Origin of the sequence: Kitasatospora sp. NPDC056184 (assembly GCF_042268405.1) — a bacterium.
GTDB lineage: Bacteria > Actinomycetota > Actinomycetes > Streptomycetales > Streptomycetaceae > Kitasatospora.
Genome location: NZ_JBHJUI010000001.1, coordinates 847,373 through 866,336 on the forward strand (window position 1 = coordinate 847,373; position 18,964 = coordinate 866,336).

General features: G+C 75.9%; 16 protein-coding genes and 1 tRNA gene. 9 read left to right on the top strand and 8 right to left on the bottom strand.

Annotated elements, in window-relative coordinates; all coding sequences use genetic code 11:
• Window positions 1-66: 66 nt before the first annotated feature.
• A complete protein-coding gene (locus ACFC0B_RS03100) occupies window positions 67-2,340 on the bottom strand; it encodes an MMPL family transporter (protein ID WP_376081327.1) in 2,274 nt (757 codons plus the stop codon).
• A gap of 175 nt (window positions 2,341-2,515) precedes the next feature.
• On the opposite strand from ACFC0B_RS03100, the gene ACFC0B_RS03105 reads away from it, so the two are divergent.
• The 3 genes from ACFC0B_RS03105 (at window position 2,516) to ACFC0B_RS03115 (ending at window position 4,904) form a co-directional block, all read left to right on the top strand.
• Entirely contained in the window at window positions 2,516-3,688 is a 1,173-nt protein-coding gene (locus tag ACFC0B_RS03105; protein ID WP_376081330.1) for a sensor histidine kinase, read from the top strand.
• Window positions 3,663-4,325 carry a response regulator gene (locus ACFC0B_RS03110; protein ID WP_376081333.1) on the top strand — a complete coding sequence of 221 codons (663 nt, stop codon included), beginning with the start codon at window positions 3,663-3,665 and terminating at the stop codon, window positions 4,323-4,325. Before ACFC0B_RS03105 ends, ACFC0B_RS03110 begins: the two co-directional genes overlap by 26 nt.
• Before the next feature lie 225 nt (window positions 4,326-4,550).
• A complete protein-coding gene (locus tag ACFC0B_RS03115) occupies window positions 4,551-4,904 on the top strand; it encodes a VOC family protein (RefSeq protein WP_376081336.1) in 354 nt (117 codons plus the stop codon).
• On the opposite strand, the gene ACFC0B_RS03120 is transcribed toward ACFC0B_RS03115, so the two are convergent.
• The 6 genes from ACFC0B_RS03120 to ACFC0B_RS03145 all read right to left on the bottom strand — a co-directional run bounded on the left by ACFC0B_RS03120 (window position 4,858) and on the right by ACFC0B_RS03145 (window position 10,288).
• Window positions 4,858-5,382 (bottom strand): Scr1 family TA system antitoxin-like transcriptional regulator, encoded by a 525-nt coding sequence (locus ACFC0B_RS03120; RefSeq protein ID WP_376082387.1) that lies wholly within the window; start codon window positions 5,380-5,382, stop codon window positions 4,858-4,860. The two genes, ACFC0B_RS03115 and ACFC0B_RS03120, sit on opposite strands and share 47 nt — an antisense overlap.
• Window positions 5,331-5,978 (bottom strand): 2'-5' RNA ligase family protein, encoded by a 648-nt coding sequence (locus ACFC0B_RS03125; protein WP_376081338.1) that lies wholly within the window; start codon window positions 5,976-5,978, stop codon window positions 5,331-5,333. The genes ACFC0B_RS03120 and ACFC0B_RS03125 overlap by 52 nt, the downstream gene beginning before the upstream one ends.
• Before the next feature lie 145 nt (window positions 5,979-6,123).
• Window positions 6,124-7,035 carry an ornithine cyclodeaminase family protein gene (locus ACFC0B_RS03130; RefSeq protein ID WP_376081341.1) on the bottom strand — a complete coding sequence of 304 codons (912 nt, stop codon included), beginning with the start codon at window positions 7,033-7,035 and terminating at the stop codon, window positions 6,124-6,126.
• A gap of 97 nt (window positions 7,036-7,132) precedes the next feature.
• Window positions 7,133-7,201: transfer RNA gene (locus tag ACFC0B_RS03135), tRNA-Glu, on the bottom strand.
• Between the two features lie 91 nt (window positions 7,202-7,292).
• The gene (lanL, locus tag ACFC0B_RS03140; RefSeq protein WP_376081344.1) at window positions 7,293-9,935 is read right to left on the bottom strand and encodes a class IV lanthionine synthetase LanL; all 2,643 of its coding nucleotides are present in this window, start codon (window positions 9,933-9,935) and stop codon (window positions 7,293-7,295) included.
• A 185-nt stretch (window positions 9,936-10,120) separates the two neighbouring features.
• Window positions 10,121-10,288: an SflA family class IV lanthipeptide gene (locus tag ACFC0B_RS03145; protein ID WP_376081347.1), complete on the bottom strand. Its 168-nt coding sequence runs from the start codon at window positions 10,286-10,288 to the stop codon at window positions 10,121-10,123.
• Window positions 10,289-10,479: 191 nt separating this feature from the next.
• On the opposite strand from ACFC0B_RS03145, the gene ACFC0B_RS03150 reads away from it, so the two are divergent.
• From ACFC0B_RS03150 to ACFC0B_RS03170, 5 genes are all read left to right on the top strand, one after another.
• Entirely contained in the window at window positions 10,480-10,878 is a 399-nt protein-coding gene (locus tag ACFC0B_RS03150; RefSeq protein ID WP_376081349.1) for a nuclear transport factor 2 family protein, read from the top strand.
• A gap of 67 nt (window positions 10,879-10,945) precedes the next feature.
• Entirely contained in the window at window positions 10,946-11,419 is a 474-nt protein-coding gene (locus ACFC0B_RS03155) for a DUF3093 family protein (protein WP_376081352.1), read from the top strand.
• A 134-nt stretch (window positions 11,420-11,553) separates the two neighbouring features.
• Window positions 11,554-11,889: a hypothetical protein gene (locus ACFC0B_RS03160; RefSeq protein ID WP_376081354.1), complete on the top strand. Its 336-nt coding sequence runs from the start codon at window positions 11,554-11,556 to the stop codon at window positions 11,887-11,889.
• A gap of 163 nt (window positions 11,890-12,052) precedes the next feature.
• On the top strand, window positions 12,053-13,312 hold the full coding sequence (locus ACFC0B_RS03165; protein WP_376081357.1) for an MFS transporter: 1,260 nt from the start codon (window positions 12,053-12,055) through the stop codon (window positions 13,310-13,312).
• A gap of 12 nt (window positions 13,313-13,324) precedes the next feature.
• Window positions 13,325-14,182 (top strand): inositol monophosphatase family protein, encoded by an 858-nt coding sequence (locus ACFC0B_RS03170; RefSeq protein ID WP_376081359.1) that lies wholly within the window; start codon window positions 13,325-13,327, stop codon window positions 14,180-14,182.
• Between the two features lie 246 nt (window positions 14,183-14,428).
• Here the strand turns inward: ACFC0B_RS03170 and ACFC0B_RS03175 are convergent, their stop codons facing one another.
• Window positions 14,429-18,337: a tetratricopeptide repeat protein gene (locus ACFC0B_RS03175; RefSeq protein ID WP_376081362.1), complete on the bottom strand. Its 3,909-nt coding sequence runs from the start codon at window positions 18,335-18,337 to the stop codon at window positions 14,429-14,431.
• Window positions 18,338-18,721: 384 nt separating this feature from the next.
• Between ACFC0B_RS03175 and ACFC0B_RS03180 the strand changes: the two genes are divergently transcribed.
• A complete protein-coding gene (locus ACFC0B_RS03180) occupies window positions 18,722-18,943 on the top strand; it encodes a tryptorubin family RiPP precursor (RefSeq protein ID WP_376082389.1) in 222 nt (73 codons plus the stop codon).
• Window positions 18,944-18,964 lie beyond the last annotated feature (21 nt).

Below are 18,964 nucleotides of genomic sequence, written 5' to 3' on the forward strand. Positions count from 1 at the left end.
ACGACTCGATCTGCCCCTGGGTGACGCGCTGAGGTGCCGGACGCCAGGGGCGGGCAGGGGTTGGAGTCAACGGTCGACCAGCCGTGGACGCGGGGCCTCACCCGTGGATTCGGCGTCGTTGGTGTCGTCGGTGCCGACCGGGCCGCGGGGAAGCATCCGGTCCAGCCACTTCGGCAGCCACCAGTTTGTCCGGCCGAGGAGTGTCATGGTCGCCGGTACCAGCACCATGCGTACGACCGTGGCGTCGATGAAGATCGCGGTGGCCAGGCCGAGCCCGAACATTTTGGTGGAGGGGTCCTCGGAGACGGCGAAGGACAGGAAGACCGCCACCATGATGAGGGCGGCCGAGGTGATGATCCGGGCGGTGCCCGAGATGCCCTCAACGATCGCCGTGCCGTTGTCGCCGGTGTGCAGGTACTCCTCCTGTACGCGGGAGAGGAGGAACACCTCGTAGTCCATCGACAGGCCGAACAGGATGGCGAAGAGGAACATCGGGATGAACGACACGATCGGAACCGTCGCTTCCAGCCCGATGAGTGTGCCTCCCCAGCCCCACTGGAAGACCGCGACCATGATGCCGTAGGCCGCGCCGATGCTCAGCAGATTCAGCAGTACCGCCTTGAGCGGTACGAGTATCGAGCGGAAGACCAGCATCAGCAGCAGGAACGACATCGCCAGCACGGCGGCGACGAACACCGGCAGGCGTTGGCTGGTGCGTCGGCCCACATCGGACAGGCTCGCGGCGGCGCCGCCGACGTGGGCCCTGGCCGGGCCGTGCCCGACCGCGGTGGGCAGCACGTCGGTGCGCAGCCGGGCGATGGTGTCGGCCGTGGCCTTGTCCTGAGGGCTGGTGGTCGGGAACACCACGAGGGTCGCGATGCCGGTGGCCCGATCGATGTGCGTCGGCGCGACGGAGGCGATGCCCGGATCCGCCGCGACCGCCCCGACGAGTCGGTCCAGCACTCCCGGATCACCGGTGGGGTCCGCGGCGATGACGAGGGGACCGTTGGTGCCCGGGCCGAACCCCTCGGCGACGAGGTCGTAGGCCCGGCGCTCGGTACGGCTGTGGGGCAGTGAGCCGTCGTCGGGCAGGCCGACGCGCAGGCCGAGCACGGGCAGCGTCGCGGTCAGCAGCAGCCCCGCCGAGCCGACCGCGTACGGCACCGGGTGCCGGCTGACGTGCCCGATCCAGCGTCGCCACCCGGCGGCGTGGGCGGCGCCTGCCGCGGGGTCCCGCCGCCGTGCGAGTCGGCCCGGCTTCCTGGTCCGCAGTGCCCGGGCGATCCGGCCGGCCCGGGCCAGGCGTGGGCCGGCGGCGCCGAGGAAGGCTGGCAGCAGCGTCACCGACGCGAGCACCATGGTCAGGACGACGATCGAGACGGCGAGCCCGCCCACCGTCATGAACGGTACGTTCGCGACCGCCATGCCGAGGATCGATACGACGACGGTGCCGCCGGCGAAGACCACGGGCCTCCCCGCAGTGGCCACCGCTCGGCCCGCCGCCTCGCGGGGATCGAGCCCGCGCGCGAGGTACTCCCGGTGCCTGGCGAGCACGAACAGCGCGTAGTCGATGCCCACTCCGAGCCCGACCATGCTGCCCAGGACCGGTGCGAAGGCGGGGACGTCCGTCACCCCCGCCAGTACCGTCATCGTGGCGACCCCGACGGTCAGTCCGAAGACCGCCATGCCGATCGGCAGCGCGGCCGCGACGAGCGAACCGAACGCCAGGAAGAGGATCGCGGCCGCGGCGAGGAGGCCGATCAACTCGCTCACGCCGCCGTCGGGGTCGGAGAAGGCGTAGAAGAGGCTTCCGCCCATCTCGACGCGCAGGGGCAGTTCGGCGCGCAGCCGGGCGCCGAGATCGACGAGGGCGTCGAGGTCCTCGGCCGACAGCCGGCTCTGGTCGGGGTACTGCACACGGACGACCGCGATCCGCCCGTCGGCCGAGACGAGGCCGCCGCGCGCGGCGGTGTCCCCGCCCGTGTCGAGTGCCCCCGCCGGGTCGCTCGTACCGAGCACGTGCGGCAGCCGCTTCACCTCGGTCTGCAGCCGCATGAGAGCGGTGCGCGCGCTGTCGTGGTCGAAGAACGTCGCAGCGCCGTCGAGGGGGGTGACGACCACTTGGGCGGTCATCCCCTCCTGGCCGGTGCCGGCCCGCGCGATCAGCTCCGCGGCCCGCTGGGAGTCCAGTCCCGGAGCGGTCATCGAATCCGCGTTCCGCCCGCCGAAGGCGACGGCGGCGAGGACGGCGAGCGCGGCGGCGACCAGCCATGCCGCGATCACCCGCCAGGGATGGCGGGCGGCGCTTGCGCCCAGGCGCAACAGGGCTTTCGAGAGCATCGGGTCCTCCAACCACCTCGTCGGCCGTCCTTGTACGGCCGCCGATGCCGAGGCTCCTCGCCAGGGCGCTCCGCGGCATCGGCCCGCGGGCCGCGGATCCGCCGGCCCCGGGGCGGAGTGACGACCCGTCCTTTCGGCCGATGCGCGGCACGCTGCGGTCCCTAGGCTGAGAACCGTGCTACGAGACGACCTGCGAACCCTGTGGACCGAACCCCGGCCGCCCGACGCGCCCGCCCGGGTGCGGTGGGATTGGGCGCTGCCCGCCGCGGGCCTTGCCGGTGTGGCGCTGGAGGCCACTCTGCGCGAGAACGTCGTGTGGCGTCCGGTGGCGGTGGTGTTCGCCGTATGGCTGTGCCTGCTGCCCCCGTGGCGGCGGACCCGCCCACTGGCGACGGTCATGCTGGCGTTCGGCTCGGTGATCCTGCTTCAGGCGGCCGCGCTCGTCGCCGCACCGAGCGAGCCCGTCGGCCTGAACACCGGCGCGGTCGTGCTCGTGCTGGTCTACGCACTGCCCCGGTGGGGATCGGGACGGGAGATCGTACTGGGCGGCGCGATGATCGTCGCGGCGTGCGCGCTGTGTGCCTTCACGGCCGATACCCAGGTCGTCGAAAAGGTCGTGGGCTTCGTCTTCGGGCTGCTGCCCGGCGTGGTCGGGGCTGCGGTGCGGTTCCGGGTGACCGATCGCGAGCGGCAGTTGGAGCAGGTGCGCTCCCGCGAGCGCGAGCAGCTCGCCCGGGAACTGCACGACACGGTGGCCCACCACGTGTCGGCCATGGTGATCATCGCCCAGGCGGGCCGGGTGCTCGCGGGCACCGACCCGTCCGCCGCGGTCGAGGCGCTGGAGGGGATCGAGGAGGAAGGGGCGCGCACGCTGGAAGAAATGCGCGCCATGGTCGCCGCGCTGCGCGACCGAGAGGTCGGTGCCGAGCTGGCGCCCCCTGCCGGCGTCGCGGATCTGGAGCGCCTGGTGCGCACCCCCGGCGGTCGCATCAAGGTCGACCTGGGGCTCGTCGGCGAGCTGGACGCGCTGCCCCCGGCCGTGGATGCCGCCGTCTACCGGATCGTGCAGGAGTCGGTGACCAACGCGCGGCGCCACGCGGTCGACGCGACCGAGGTCGTCGTCCGGGTCGCCACGGAACGGCACACGGTACGGGTGAGCGTACGGGACAACGGCCGGCGCACCGGCCGGGGGCGCGACGGATACGGACTTACCGGACTGCGCGAGCGCGCGACCCTGATCGGCGGCACACTACGAGCCGGCCCGGGCACCGACCGGGGCTGGCATGTCGAAGCCGAGCTGCCGAGAACGAGGAGCGAGAGCGGTGTCCATACGCGTCCTCGTCGCTGACGACCAGACGATCATCCGCACCGGGCTGCGGATCATACTGAACGCCCAGCCTGGCATCGAGGTGGTCGGCGAGGCCGCCGACGGACAGGAAGCGGTACGTCTGGCCCGCGAACTGCGCCCCGACGTCTGCCTGTTCGACATTCGCATGCCTGTCCTCGACGGGCTCGAAGCCACCCGGCTGCTCGCCGGCCCGGGCGTCGCCGACCCGCTGGCCGTGGTCGTCATCACCACGTTCGACCTCGACGAGTACGTCTACGGCTCGCTGCGTGCCGGCGCCCGCGGATTCCTCCTCAAGGACACGGGACCGGACCTTCTGGCCCAGGCCGTACGGTCGGCGTCCGACGGGGAGGCGCTCATCGCGCCCAGCGTCACCGTCCGTCTGCTCCAGGCATTCGCGGACCTGCCCGCCGGTCGGCCCGCGGCCCAGCCGGTCTCACCCGTCACCGCCCGCGAGGAGCAGGTGCTCCTCGCCGTCGCCCGCGGGCTGACCAACACCGAGATCGCCGATGCGCTGCACATCAGCCTCAGCACGGTGAAGACGCATCTGGCCAGCCTGATGGCCAAACTCGGCGCCCGCAACCGGGTCGAGATCGCGATGTGGGCCTACGAAACGCGCCGCATCCTCCCCGGAACCTGAGCCGGGTGCCGGGCCGTGTCCCATGAGTCCCCGCCCGGATATCAGTGAGCCGGTCGGCTCACATCGGCTGCCCCTGGCCACGGCCTCGGTCGCTCAGCGGGGCTCAGGAGAACGCACGGGATGTCGTACAGACCTGGCTGACCAGTCCGGCCGGCCGCCGACCCGCGCGCGGGTCGCCGGGTGTTCGCCGGGCCGTCCGATCGCGGTGCTGGCAGGATGGCGGCCATGGAACGTGTGCTTGGAATCGGCGGGTACTTCCTGCGCGCCGCCGACCCGGCGGCCCTGAGCGCTTGGTACCGGGACTGCCTCGGCCTGGACGCCGACGAGAACGGTCTGTGGCGGCAGGACGCCGGGCCGACGGTGTTCGCGGCCTTCGACTCCGGGACCGACTACTTCGGCTCCCGCGAGCAGCAGACAATGCTCAACTTCCGGGTCCGGGACCTCGATGCCATGCTCGCCCAACTGCGCGACAAGGGGGCGGCGGTGGACGAGGAGACACAGGACATGGAGGGCATCGGCCGGTTCGGCTGGGTCACCGACCCCGAGGGCCGTCGGATCGAGCTCTGGCAGCCCGCCTGACGGCCCGCAGGGCGGAAGCGATGACGGCGCGGGCGTCCTCGCCGTACACCGCGGACTCGCGCAGTCGGTCGAAGGCGCGGCGGAAGAGGTCGACCCGCCGGTCGGTGATCGTCTCACCGCCCCGGTAGCCCTCGACCTCCACGCGGGTGCCGTCGAAGATCCCGAAGCCGTCGCCGGGGTGGACGGTCAGCCGGGCGCGGGCGGGGATGACACCGAGCGTGAGGCCGGGCAGGGAGAGCGCGTCCAGCAGGCGTTCGAGTTGGGGGCCCATGACGGCGGGTCCGTCGATGCCGGTGCGGAGCGCCTGCTCGCCGAGCAGCACGTGGTAGGTGCGTCCGCCCGTGCCGGTGCCCTGCTGGAGGAGGGCGGGCCAGTCGGGTACGGGGGTGGCGGAGTCGGATATGCGGCTCCTCGTGGGGTCGGTGGTCAGCCGTGGGCGAGCGGGACGGTCGCCACCGGGGCCCAGGAGAGCTGCCAGGCCGTCTCGGCGCCGGGGCGGGGGTGTTGGCGGAAGCGGACGTCGAGCAACTGGACCTCGCGGATGCGGACGGGTGCGTGGCCGGGGGAGATGTGACGGAGGGCCGTCCGGAGGTCCTCGGAGGAGGCCTCGGACCAGGCGTAGCCGAGTGAGATGTGAGGGCGGCCGCCGTCGTGCAGCAGGGCGCCGGGGCCGCGGGTCCGGCGGATGGCGTCGCGGACGCGTTCGCGCAGGTCGAGCAGGAGGTGGTGGGGGGAGAGGTGCAGGACGGCCCCGGCCCGATTGGCGACCGGGGCGCCGGCGGTGGCCTCGAACGGCGGGGTGGCGGCGAGGTGTTCGCGCAGGGCCGTGACGAGGTCGGCGCGTTCCGCGGCCGTGATCCGGTCGGAGGTGGTGTCGGCGATCATGTCGAGGGTGCAGTGCAGGGTGTCGTCGCCGATCGGGGTGATCGGGTAGGGGCGCATCGCCGTTCGGCACGCGCCGACCAGGTCCGCCAGCTCGCGGTCGGTCCGCAGGTCGGGAACGGCGTAGACGTGCAGGACGCGGGCGCCGTCGGGCCACGGCGCGCCCTGGAACTTCGGAACGAACTTCTCCACGGTCGTCTCCTCCGTCGCACAGCGGGGCGGGGCGGGGTCGGCGCGTCGGGTACGGGGTCGTCGGTGTGCTGGAAACGGTAGTCGTCGGGGAGGCGGTCCCAGAAGTACGCCTCCCCGGGGCGGGGCCGGTCGGTGGGCGGTGGGGTCAGTGGAAGCGGAAGGAGGGTGTCGTGGCGTTGGCCCGGGCGGCGAGGTAGAGCGGCCAGGCGAGGGCGAGGTCCTGCCAGGGGAGGCCGATCGGCGCGAAGACGGTGGGGCGGTCGTCGGGGCGGGCCGGCGCGGTGCCGCGCAGGATGTCGGAGAGCGGCGTGGCGAGGGCCGGGTCCAGGGCGGCGCTGTGCAGGACGCCGGAGGCCGTGGCGAGGGCGGGGTCGTCCACGACGAGGCGGCTCGCGCGCAGCAGGGCGGGGGAGAGCTCCGCCTTGCCGGGCTCGTCGAAGCCGAGGCTGGTGAGGTGGAGGCCCGGCCGCAGCACGTCGGCGTCGAGCAGTGGCTCGCGCGACCAGGTGGCGGTGAGGACGATGTCCGCGGCTTCGACGGCCGCCCGCGCGGTGGGCACGGCCGTGCCGACGGCCGCGGCGCGCTCCGGGTCGAGGTCGTAGGCGTACACCTCGTCGATCGGCCGCAGGGTGCGCAGGGCCCGGAGCGCGGTCCGGTTCTGGGCTCCGGCGCCGATGACGGCGACCGTCCGCGCGCGTTCCGGCGCGAGCGCGTGGGTGGCCAGCGCGGCGGCCAGCCCGGTCCGCCAGGCGGTGACCGAGGCGGAGTCGAGCAGCGCGAGCAGTTCGCCGTCGGCCAGCGCGTGCAGGCAGACGATGCCGCGCAGGGCGGGTGTGGCGGCCGGGAACTTGGCGTTGACCTTCACGGTGTACGCGGGCACGTCGGGGAGCAGCCCGGGGACGAGGCACATGGCGGTCCCGGGGCCGGGCAAGCGGGCGCCGACCCGCTGGGCGGGCGGGAGCCGGTCGGCGGTGCGGAATCCCGCGTCGAGCGCCGCCAGGGCGGCCGGGATGTCCAGGGCGGCTTCGACGTCCGCGCGGGAGAGCAGCAGGGTCACGGGAGAAGTCCCCTTCCGGAGCCGGAGCCGAGCCCGGGGCCGGCGGAAGCAGAACGGGGGCGGCACCCGTCACACGGATGCCGCCCCCGTTCATCGGAGCGCCGGGCCCGAATCGAACGAACTCTTCCCGCTGAAAGCGGGCGTGCTGCCAATGCACCACCGACGCCTGGCCGACCGGGCTTTCCGCCGCCTGCGCGGCCCGCCCTCTCGACGAGGAAGAACGTACCAACGGATGATCAGAAACCGAAATCGACGGGTCAGGCCGGGAACAGGTGCCCGAGGCGCGGTCCGCCCCGCCGCTGGAGGCGGCGCAGGAAGCCGAGCACGCCGGGCGTGCCGACGGCCCAGGCGGGGGACTCGGCGGCGGGGTCGCCGCCGGGCAGGAGCGGGCGGCCCCACGGACCACCGCCACGGGCCAGGATCAGGCCCGCGACCTCCTCGGCGGCGTGCCAGTGCCGTTCGTCCCCGGTGGCCGCCGCCAGGTCGACCAGCAGGTCGCCGACGCCCGCGAGGCCGCAGCACTGGCCGGTCATGCCCATCCTCGGGGCGAGCGTGCGGCAGGCGGCCGCCGCCTCGGCGGCGCGGGCGAGGAGCGCCGGTTCGCGGTAGTGGCGGGCGGCCTGGACCAGCACCGTGCCGATCCCGGCGAGCCCGCGGCACCAGGAGCCGTAGCGCCGGGTCGCACCGGGGGCGCCGACAGCCGACGCGAGCCGGGGGACGTCGGAGGCGAGGCCGTCGACGAGGCGCCGGGTGGCCTCCGGGATCGGAGAGGTCCGCGCGGCGGACTGGGCGGCGGTTTGGGCGAGGAGGAAGTGGGCGAGACCGGCCCGGCCGTGGGCGAAGCCCTCCACCAGGGCCGCCGTGCCCGGGTTGGGGGTCTCCCGGGGGCCGGTGGGTCGGCCGTCGGTCAGCCGTCGGGCGCACTCGGCGGCGACGGCCAGGTGCCGTTCGGCCTCCTCCGGGCGGCCGTCGGCGCGGGAGGAGCGGGCCAGCAGGAGCCGGGCGGTGCCGATCCCGGCGGCGCCGGAGACCTGGTCGGCCGGGAGGTCGTCGGCGAGCGGTTCGCCCGGCACGGCGGGCCGTTCGGTGCCGAGCAGACGGGCCGCCCCGGCGAGGAACAGGTCGACGCCGGCCCGGCCGTCGTGCAGCCCGGGGCCGAGCCGCCCGAGGGCGGGATGGGCGGCGGTCCACCGGGCGAGGGCGGCCGCGGCCGTGCGGACCTCGGGCCGGTCCGGGTGCTGGAGCAGTTCGAGGCCGAGTCCGGCGGCGCCGTCGTAGAGCGACAGCAGGGTGCGCGGCCGCCCGCCCCCGGGGGCCGTGTCGACCAGCTCGTGGGCCATTCGGACCGAGCGGTCGAGGGTGTGCCGGACGGCCTCGCCGAGCAGGTCCCCGGTCACCGCCGGCGGTCGGTGGGCGGCGGCGGGGCGGACGGGGCGGGTGGGGCGGACAGCGCGGACAGCGCCGGCGGGGACGCCGGACCGCAGCTCGGCGGCGGCCTCGGCGCGCTCCCCGGCGTCGAGGCTGAGCAGGCCGGCCACCGCCGCCACCACCGCGTCCGCCGTCTCCCGCCCGCCCGCGGGCAGTGCGGGCAGCGCGGCGGCCAGGCAGGCGAGGGTGCGCTCGCGGTTGACGGCCGGGTCCGGGTCGATCACCACGGGGTCCAGTCCGGTGGCGGCCCAGTGCAGGGTGGCCCCGAGCGCGTAGTGGTCGTCGGCGGGCCGCGCCTCGCCGGTGCCCGGCAGGCCGTAGCCCCGGGTGGCGCCCTCGGGCCGTTCCCCGGCGAGGGAGCTGACGCCGAAGTCGACCAGCGAGCAGCCGCCCGAGCCGTCGAGCACGACATTGGCGGGCTTGAGGTCGCGGACGACCACGCCGCGCGCGTGCACGGCGTCCAGGACGGCCAGCAGCCCGCGCGCCAGCGCCCACCAGTCCCGGCCGGTCGCGCCCCTGCCGTCCGGACGGTACGGACCCGACCCGAGGACGTCGCGGCGCAGGTCGCGCGGGCCCCGCGCGGTGCTGACCAGGTACTCGTCCTCGCCGTGCCGGAAGTAGTCGACCAGCTGCGGCACTCCGGGCACGCCGTCGAGCGCGGCGAGCACCCGCCGCTCGTGCCGGAGCCGGCCGCGCGCGTCGGTGCCGGACGGGTCCTCGGCGACGAAGGCGCGGGCCTGTTTGACCACCACCGCCCGCCCGGTGGCGAGTTCGACCGCCCGGTAGACGTGCCCGTTCGGCGAGCGGGCGATCCCGGCGGTGATCCGGTAGCGGCCGTCGCCGACCCGGGTGGTCGCCTCCGGTGGCGGGGCGTCCGCGGCGAACGGGTCCGCCGCCCACGGCGGTTGGCGGTAGGACGCGTCGGCGAGGCCGCGGAAGGTCTCCCCGGCGGGGCCGGTCATGACGAGGTCCGGGTCGTCGCCGTCGGCGCGGAAGGGGCCGTAGCGGTAGTAGACCGGGGCGTCCGCCCGCAGCCGCCGGTCGCTGACCACCCGCGGGCCGGGGCGGCCCGCGAGCGCCTCGGCCAACTCGGCCGCCAGCGCGGTGATCCCGCCCGGCGCCGGGTAGACCGTGACCGCCTTGCCGACGGCGGCGGCGCCGCGCAGCCCGGAGTTGAGCTGCCCCAGCACGGCGGCGCCGGCGGCGAACTTGGCGTCGCAGCGGTGCCGGAGCAGGACGGGGAGCACCAGGTCGACCAGGTCCGCCAGGTGCTTGGGCCGGGCGGAGAGGTGGAGCTTCCAGCCGTGGGCGAGCGCCGGCATCTCCGGGTCGTGCAGGTACAGCCAGCCGTCGCCGGCGTGCAGCCCGTGCCGAGCGGCGGTCGGCGCGGCCAGGTGGGCGGCGATCCGGGCCCGCACGTCCTCGGCCGTCCCGTGGCCGGACCCGGGGCCCGTCGGTGCCGCTTCCGCCATCGCTGTGCCACCCCTCCGCGGGTCCGTGCGGTGCTCCGTGTCCCGTGTTCCGTGCGGGCCCGTGAAGCCCGGTTCGGTGCGGCGCCGTCCCGCGCCGGCAACGGTCCTCCCGGTCCGGAACGGCGTGGCCGCCGTGCGGTCGCCCGCCCGGCGGCCACCCTCCTACGCGGACCGCTCGGTGGAGGTCAGGAGTCGAACCCGCACTCGAAGCGGGTGGGGACGTAGGTGACCCACGGGTCGGCGAGACACGCCACCGGGGCGAGGTCCGCGTCGAACGCGTCCTCGAAGACGATGGTCTCCTCGTCGATGTCCAGCAGGCCGGCGTCGCGGATTTCCAGGACCTGTGCGCTCATGAGGGGCTCCTCCCGTAGAGGGTTGGCGGATACCTTGCGACGGCATGCTCATGCTAGCCAGCTCCCCGCGTTCACCATAGGGCCGCGACATCGCCACCAACCGAACACCGGAAGCCGACCGGCCACTTGACGGCGGGTGATCTGACGTCGTGCGGGGGACCGACGGATTCCGCGGTGCTACGGTCGGCCCCATGTCCAAGACCGAGATCGACCAGCTCACCGCCGAGTTCTTCGGCGCCTTCGACAACCGCGACGGCCGGGGCGCCGACGTGGCCAGGCTCCGGCGGCTGATGCTCCCGCAGGGGGTGATCGTCAGCACCGCCCCGACGTTCGCGGTCTACTCCGTCGAGGAGTTCATCGAGCCGCGCGAGCGCCTGCTGAACGACGGCCGGCTGGTCGGCTTCTCCGAGTGGGAGACCTCCGAGCGGACCGAGATCGTCGGGGACATCGCCTCGCGCACCGGCGAGTACCGCAAGTCCGGGACCCTGGACGGACAGCCGTACGGCGGCGGCGGGACGAAGACCTTCCAGTTCGTCCGCACGCCCGAGGGCTGGCGGATCGCCGCCTTCTCCTGGTACGACGAGGTCTGAGCCGGCACCGCTCGCGGGCGGCGGCCCGGCTGCGGGGTCCGGGCGGCGGCGTGGCAGCATCCCGGGTGTGGTGATCTACGACGAACGACTCTCCGTCCCACTGCGCTGGTGGCTGGCCGCCCTGACGGCCGCCGCCGCGCTCACGGCCGCGCTGCTCCCGCTCGGCCCGCTGCCCGCCCTGGCCGTCGGCGCCCTCCTGCTGGCGATGACGGCTCCGGCGCTGAACGGCTACGGCGGGGTCCGGATCCGGGTCTGCGACGGCGTCCTGGTGGCCGGGCCGGTCGTGCTGCGCGGCGAACACGTGGGCGCGGTCGAAGTCCTCGACCAGGCCGCCGCCTTCGCCTGGCGCACCCGGCTGGCCGGCCCCAGGGCCCGCCTGCTCATCCGCGGCTACCTCCCGCGCGCGGTGCGCGTGGAGGTCGCCGAGCCCTCCCTGCTCTGCCCCTACGTCTACCTCTCCACCCGCCGGCCCGAGGCCCTCGCCGCGGCCCTGGCCGAAGCCCGCGACCACTGCGCGCTGCCGACCGCCGCCGGCCGCTGACTGCCGGCCGCTGACTGCCGGCCGCTGACCGCTGGGTGGTACGGGTGTGGCCCGGGAGCCGGATGCGCCGCATACTGCTGGCGGCACCGCCCGGGACCGGTGGCGCGGTGTGCGACGCACGGGGGAGAGCCACCATGACACACGAGACCGCCGGCCGCGCCGCACGGGCGGCCTGGGGCGCCCTCGGGGCGCTGTTGCTCGCCTGGACGGTGTTCGAGGCGGTGGAGCACGCGGGCCTCACCGTCCCGCTCGCCGCGCTCGGCCTGCTGGTCCCGTGGCCGGCCGCAGGCGCCCCGCTACCGCCCGCCGTCCGCCGCGCGGTGGCGCGGGTTCGGACACCGCTCGCCGTCATGGTGGTCTGCTCCCTCGTCCCCGGCCCCGCCGGCAACACCGCCGCGCCGTTCACCTTCGGCATGGCCTGGCTGACCCACCTCGCGCTGCGCCGGGCCCTGGCCCGCGACCGGTCCTGACCCGGCGTCCGGCCACGCGCGGACTGTCGTCCGGGGGCGCCCGGCTCGGTGCCGCGCCGCGCCGTGCCCCCGTGCGCCGTGGGCGGCGCCGGGACCGGCCGGTCGGGGCTGGGCATCATCCCGCCCGGACGGCGGCACGATTCGACGGGGGCCGGAGCCGGTGGTGCGGGCGTGGGCGCGGGGGCGGGTGCTGGTGGGGTTCGCCGTGTTCGGGGTGTTCTGGGGCACCTGGGGCGCGCTGATCCCGGAGGTCCAGCGGCGGGCGCGGGTGGACGACGGCGAGCTCGGGGTCGCCGTCCTGATGATCGGTCTGGGTGCGCTCTGCTCGATGCGGCCGGCCGGTGCGGCCGTGGACCGCTTCGGCCGCTCCGCCGTCGCGGCGCTCCTGCTGCTGATGGCGGTGACGGCCGTACTGCCCGGCCTGGCGCGCGGCGCACCGGCGCTGATGGCCGCGCTCGCCGCGGTCGGCGCGGCCTCGGGGGCCGTCGACGTGGGGGTGAACGCGCTGGCGAGCGCGGAGGAGAGCCGGTCGGGACCGCTGATGAACGCCGCCCACGCCTGCTTCTCCGCCTGCGTGGTGTGCGGTGCCCTCGCGACGGGCCTGGCGCTCGGCCGCGGCCTCGCGGCCGTCGCGGTCCTGCTGCCGGTGGCCGTGCTCCTCGCCGCCGCCGCGGCCGTGATCGGCCGTCCGGGCCCGGCGCGGGAGCGGCCCGAGCCGGGCCCGGAGTCGGAGCCGGAGTCGGCGCCGGCGTCCGGGCCGAGGTCCGGGCCCGTCCGGCGGCGGGCAGGCGTCGCGGACCGGCCGCTGCTGCTGCTCGGGGTGCTGTGCGCGCTCGCGTTCCTGGTCGAGAACGCCTGGCAGAGCTGGAGCGCCGTGATGCTGCGCGCCGTCCTGCACACCGGCCCCGGCGCGGCCGCGGCCGGCCCGGTGGTCTTCGCGGCCTCCGCGGCCGTCGGCCGACTGGCCGGGCACGGGCTCGCCGCCCGGCTGCCGCGGCGTCACCTGCTGGCGCTGGGCGCGGCGGTGGCGGCGGTCGGCACCCTGGGCGCCGCCCTGGCCCCCGGCCCGGGGGCGATGCTCGCCGGGCTCGTGGTGGCGGGCCTCGGCACCTCGGTGTGCGCGCCGACGATCCTCTCCCTGGCCGGGGCCCGGGCCCGCCCCGAGGTGCGCTCGGCCGCCGTGGCCGTCGTCGCCTCCGTCGGCTACGGGGGCTTCCTCCTCGGGCCCGCCGCCGTCGGCCTGACCGCCTCGGTGGCCGGCCTGCGGACGGCCCTCGCCGCCGTGGCCGGGGTGGCGGCGGCCCTGGCTCTCTCCGCGCTGCTGACCCGCCCTGCCCCGCCGGCCCCGCCGGCCACGGCGGGCGGACCGGGCCTCCCGGACAGTCCGTCTGTTCGGTCGGGGTCCGGAGAACCGAAGCTGTGATGTGATGGACGGATGTTCGACGAAGGATTCGCCGCGGAGTGCCTGGGCCCGGTGGAGGAGGCGGTCCGCCGGACGGCGGCCGCCGAGATCATGCCGCGCTTCCGTGCGCTGACCGCCGACCAGGTGGCCGAGAAGAACGGCCCGCACGACCTCGTCACCGTCGCCGACCGGGACGCCGAGGCACACCTGACGGCCGCTCTGACGGCGCTGCTCCCCGGCTCGGTCGTGGTGGGGGAGGAGACGGTCGACGCCGACCCCGGCCGCTACGCGGCGCTGGCCGGCGACCGCCCGGTCTGGATCGTCGACCCGATCGACGGCACCCGCACCTTCGTCCGCGGCGACGAGGGCTTCTGCACCCTGGTCGCCCTCGCCCACCGCGGTGAGCTGCTGGCCTCCTGGACGTACGCGCCGGTCCACGACCGGATGGCGACGGCCCTGCGGGGCGGCGGCGCCCGCCTGGACGGTGCCGAGCTGCGGGCGGGCTCACCGGACGACGGCGCGCCGCTGAGGATCGCCGCCTCCTACCCCTTCCACACCACGCCAGGGGCGAAGCGCGCGCTGCTGCGCCTGCGCACCGAGGGCGTGCGCGCCGGGGCCGTGCGGGCCCGGCCGTGCGCGGGCTCGGCCGGGCTGGAGTACCTGGAGATCGCCCGCGGCGCCCTGGACGCGACCGTGTTCGGCTGGGAGAACGCCTGGGACCACGCGGCCGGGCTGCTCCTGGTCGCCGAGGCCGGCGGCGCCCACGCCACGCTCGACGGCACGCCCTTCCGCCTGGCCGGCGGCAACGCCCTGCCGTTCACCACGGCCCGCGACGCGCAGACCGTCGCCCGGATCCGCCGGCTCCTCCTCGGCGACCACCCCGCTGCGTAGCGGTGCGCGGTGGCGGGGTTTCCCGGACCGGCTCCCGGACCTTCTCCCGGACCGGGTAGCCGGGAGGCCCGGGACGGCCCGGAGGCGGTGTCCGCCGGGGAGGCGCCAGCGGGCGCGTCGCCGAACGGTCGGGGGACGGCGGCGAGGCGTTCGGCCCCGGTGGGGCGCGGCCGGCCCGGGTGAGCGGGCGGGACCGCGCCGCCCCGCCCCGGGCGGCGCAGCGCGGCACGGCGCCCCGCGGGCCGGTCAGCCGCCGACGTGGTCCCGCACGGCGTCCGGCAGTCGGCGGCCGGTGACCGAGCGCCAGGCCCGTTCCACGGCGCGCGGACCGAGGTCGCGCGCCAGGAGCCCGAGGTTGACCACACTCGGCCAGGTCAGCGGATGCGGGAACTCCTCGAAACAGGTGATGCTGCGGACCAGCCACTCCATCGCCTCGCGCGGGCGGCCCTGCTCCGCGGCGAACAGCCCGAACTGGCCGAAGGTCCGCACCAGCCCCGGGGTGTCGCCGATCCGGTGCGAGACGTCCAGCGCCTTGCGGTACCGGGCCTCGGCGTCCGCCGCCCGGCCGCCGGTCTGGGCGGCCAGACCGAGCTGGTGGTAGCTGATCGAGACCCCCGCCTGGTCGCCGAGCTCCTCGCGGACCGCCAGGGCCCGCGCGTACCAGGTCTCCGCCTCGGCGAGGTCGCCGCGCCGGGCGGCGACGACGCCGAGCTGGTGCTGGCTGGCGGCCGTGCCGTGCCGGTCGCCGAGGTCCTGCCGGATCTCCAGCGCCTTGCGGTGCAGGGACTCGGCCTGCGCGAACCGCTCCTGCGCCGACGCCAGGACGCCGAGCTGGTGGTAGCCGCGGGCGGAGTCCGGCAGGCTGCCCGACTCCTCGGCGAGGGCCAGCGCCTCCGTGCACCACTTCTCGGCCGCGGTGAGGCGCCCCAGTTCGGCGGCGACGGCGGCGAGCCGGTGGTGCAGGTCGGTCGCGAGCGGCAGGTCGGCCGGCTGCTCGGCGCCGTCCAGCGCGCGCCCGTACCAGAGATAGGCGTCCTCGAAGCGGCCCTGTTCCTGGGCCAGGACGCCCAGCTGGTGCCGACAGGACGCCGCCCGCCCGGACTCGCCCAGGCGCTCGAAGGCGTCGAGCGCCTCCCGGGTCCGCCGCTCGGCGTCGTCCACCCGCCCGAGGCGGTGGGCGATCACCCCCAGCTGGTGGTGGCCGAGCGCGGTGCCGTGGGCGTCGTCGAGCTGCTCCAGGAGGCCGAGCGAGCGCAGGTACCACTGCTCGGCCTCGGCGAAGTCGTCCCGGTCGACCGCGATCCGGCCGAGCTGCTGGTAGCCGTCCGCGAGGTCGTCCAGCTGGTCGGTGCCGGGCGTCCGCTGCTCCACCGCGCGGTGGATCTCCCGGAAGGACCGCTCGGCCTCCTCCGTCCGGCCCGCCCGCACCAGGCGCCGGGCGTCGGCGCCGACCACGGACAACCAGAGCGCGCCGGCCGGGGTGTCGGCCCCCGGCGGGACGCCGCCGGGGGTCTCCAGGGCGGTGCGCACCCGGTCGGTCCAGCCGCGTGCCTCGGCGTCCAGCCCGTGGGCGTTCCAGTACGCGGACAGCGGCCGGACGAGCGCCAGGCCCTGCAACCACAGGCCGTGCTCGACGGCCCTGACCAGCAGGCCGCCGATGGTCCGCCGCTGGAGGTCCAGCGCGGTCAGGGCGAATGCGGAGCTGCCCCCGGCCAGCTCGCGGGTGAGCAGCAGGCAGAAGTTGACCTGGGCGCCGAGCAGCGCCTGCAGGGCGGCGGCGTGCTGCTCGGCGAAACCGGGCTCCTCGGCGCGCCAGCGGGCGGTCAGGACGGCCGCGATCTCCGGGTGGAGCCGGAAGGCGGTGCCCGGCGCGGCGGTGCCGTGCGCGGCGGTGAGCAGGCCGAGGCCGGCTGCCCGCTCCAGCAGCCGCTGCCAGTCCTCGGTGCCGCGGTCCCGGAAGCGCTCGGGCACGAGCGGCTGACGGGAGAGCAGGGCGAGCACCGTGGCGTCGGCGGTCCCGTGGAACAGCGTGACGGCCGCCAGCGCCCGCCGGTCGGCGGCGCCGAGCCGGTCCAGCGCGTAGGCGGTGCTCACCGCGAGCACCGCGTGCCAAGAGTCCCCGGGCTCCCCGGGCGCCACGGTCTCCGCCGCCTCGGCGCGCAGGAGGGTGTCCAGGGTGTGCCAGGGTTCGTGCGCTTCGAGCGAGGACAGCACGAGCCGCATGCCCAACGGGTGGCCGTCCAGCCACTCCAGCAACTGGCCGAACACCCGCAGCCCGCGCTTGCGGACGGTGTCGGGGTCCGGGGCGAGCAGCCGGTCGGCGTACTCGACGGCCTCGTCCGGGTCCAGGCGGGGCACCTCGATCCGCAGCGGCTCCGGGCCGAGCCAGTCCTCACGGGTCCGGCTGGTGAGGACGACCGCGCCGCGCCCGCGCCGGACCGCACGCTCCAGGAACGCCCTCAGACCGGCACGCTCCTCCTCGGTGGGGGCCGGGGTGGCCGCCGCCGGATCGTTCCCGGTGTGCAGGGACTCGACGCCGTCCCAGATCAGCAGCACGTCCCTGGTGGCGAGTTCCCGCTCGACGGCCTCCAGCCGCTCGCCCGGCGCGAGCGGGTCGAAGTCCTCCGGGGCGAGCAGCCGGCGGCCGATCCGGTCGACCACCCCGGCCGGGCCGAACGAGGCCGTGCCCGGTTCGAAGGAGTGCAGGACCACGGCCTCCGGCCCGTCGACCGCCCCGGTGTCCCGGCACCAGCGGCCGAAGGCCTTCGCCAGCTCCGTCTTGCCGACGCCCGCGGGGCCGTGGAGGACGACCGCCCGGTGGAGCCGGGCTCCCGCGTCCAGGTCGAGCAGCAGTCCGTCCCGTCCGACGAACGCCCCGACGGGCGCGAGACCCTCCAGCCCGTCCCGGGCGTCCGGGTCCGTGGCGGTGCCGGACCCGGAGGTGGCGGCGTCGGGGAGCCGGCCGGGCTCCGGTGCGCCCTGCTCGGCCCGCAGCCCGGGGAACGCCACCTCGCTGCGGCGGTAGAGGGCCGGGACCGTCCAGTCGGCCAGCGGCAGCGGGCCCTTGACGGAGACGCGCCGGTCCTGTTCGGCGAGCTGCCGACGACCGGCCGCCACCGCCCGCGCGATCCGGTCGCCGCGGCGGAGGCGTTCGTAGACGGCGGTCAGGAACGCCGTGGCGGCCGTCGCGCCGAGTCGGTAGGGCAGGGCGAGCACGGCGCCGGCGCCCTCCTGGAGCAGTTGGAGGGCCGCCGCGGCCTCGGCTTCGCCGGCCGGGTTCCCCGACCGGTGGGCGCTCAGGACCACCAGCGGGACCTCGGCGGCGGCCAGCAGCCGGGCCACGCGCCGGACCGGCACCGGTTCGGCGCCGCCGTCCGGCCGCTCGAACACCAGCACGTCCTCGGGGTCGTGCCCCCGGAAGGCCTGCGGCCGCGGGGCGGTCGTGGCGGCGTCACCGGCTCGGGCCCCGGGGAGCACGCCGGGCCCGTCGAAGTGCACGATCTGGAACGGCCTGCCCTCCTCGCGCGCCTCGCGGAGCGTCTCGCCGAGCCCGGCGAGCGTCGGCGGGCGCAGCACCCGGAGCTCGACCGCGTCCCGGCCCGGCCCGAGCCGCCGCAGCAGGGGGAGGGCGCTCGTCCGCGGAGCGGCGTCCGCGGCGCCGTCCGGCCGGGTGACCACCAGCAGCACCCGCAGCCGGGAACCGTCCGCCTCGGTGACCGCGTCGAACGGGTCGGCGGCCGACGGGCAGCGGGTCACCACCACGCCGTCGAGCGCCGGCGGAATCGGGCGGGCCGGATCCGCCATCAGTTCCCAGGGCAGGCCGAGCAGCGGCGCGGAGTCCGAGCGCAGCACGAGCTCCAGACCGCCGCCGCGGGCCCGCGCCCGTCGGTAGGCGTCATGGCCGGGGCCGTCGCCGAGCAGGGCGTCGAACATCCGCGCGCCCCAGCCCGGGAGCTGGCGGGCGATGTGCGGGCCCCGCTCCCCGTACGCCCCGAACGGGGTCCCGAGGTGGTCCTCCAGGTACCAGCGCAGGTCCTCCAGGGCGGTGTCGTCCAGGGGTCTGCGCAGCCATCCGGCGTCGGCGGCGGGCGCCGGGACGTCGGCCCCCGGCGGCCACTCCGTCACGGACATCCGGCCGTCGGCGTGGAGATCCACCACCAGACGTTCGACCACAATCGCCCCCAGCGAGTGCTTGGCGGCCGGTCGGCCGTTCCGCTGCGGAGCACAGGGTAGCGGCGTCGCCACCGCACCGGGCGCCCGGGTGCGAACTGCGCGGTAACGACCGCTCGAAGCCCGGTGGGCCGGGGAGCGGCACGGAAGGGGCAACCGGTCTGCCCCAAGGGGCAGACCGAACGTTCCGTCGGGACCGCCGGGTCCCCGTTCGTCCTTCCGGGTGGAAGGCTCCGTTCACCCGGGGGACATCGACGGCCGTGGCGTTGACCAGCGATGTCGCGCTCGCGTCAAGGTGGTTCCGGCGGGCCGAGGGGGCGTCAAACCCGCGAGCCTGTCGATCGTGCGGGTGACCTGCGTCACTTGACCGTGTTTTCGGGCTGGGATTCACTTTTTCCGGCGGCGGAAAGCGGAGCGCGGAATTCTGCCGGGCCCACCGGGGATTGCGCGCAGCGCGGGCCGTCCGCCGAAGAGTTGTTCGTCATCGTTCCCTTTCGAGATGGAGGTGCTGTCATGAAGCTCGTTCACTTCGTGAAGAAGGTCATGCCGGAGAAGAGCCTGAAGGCCTACGCCTGGTACGGCTGGATCTAGTCCCGCGCGGTTCTTCCGCTG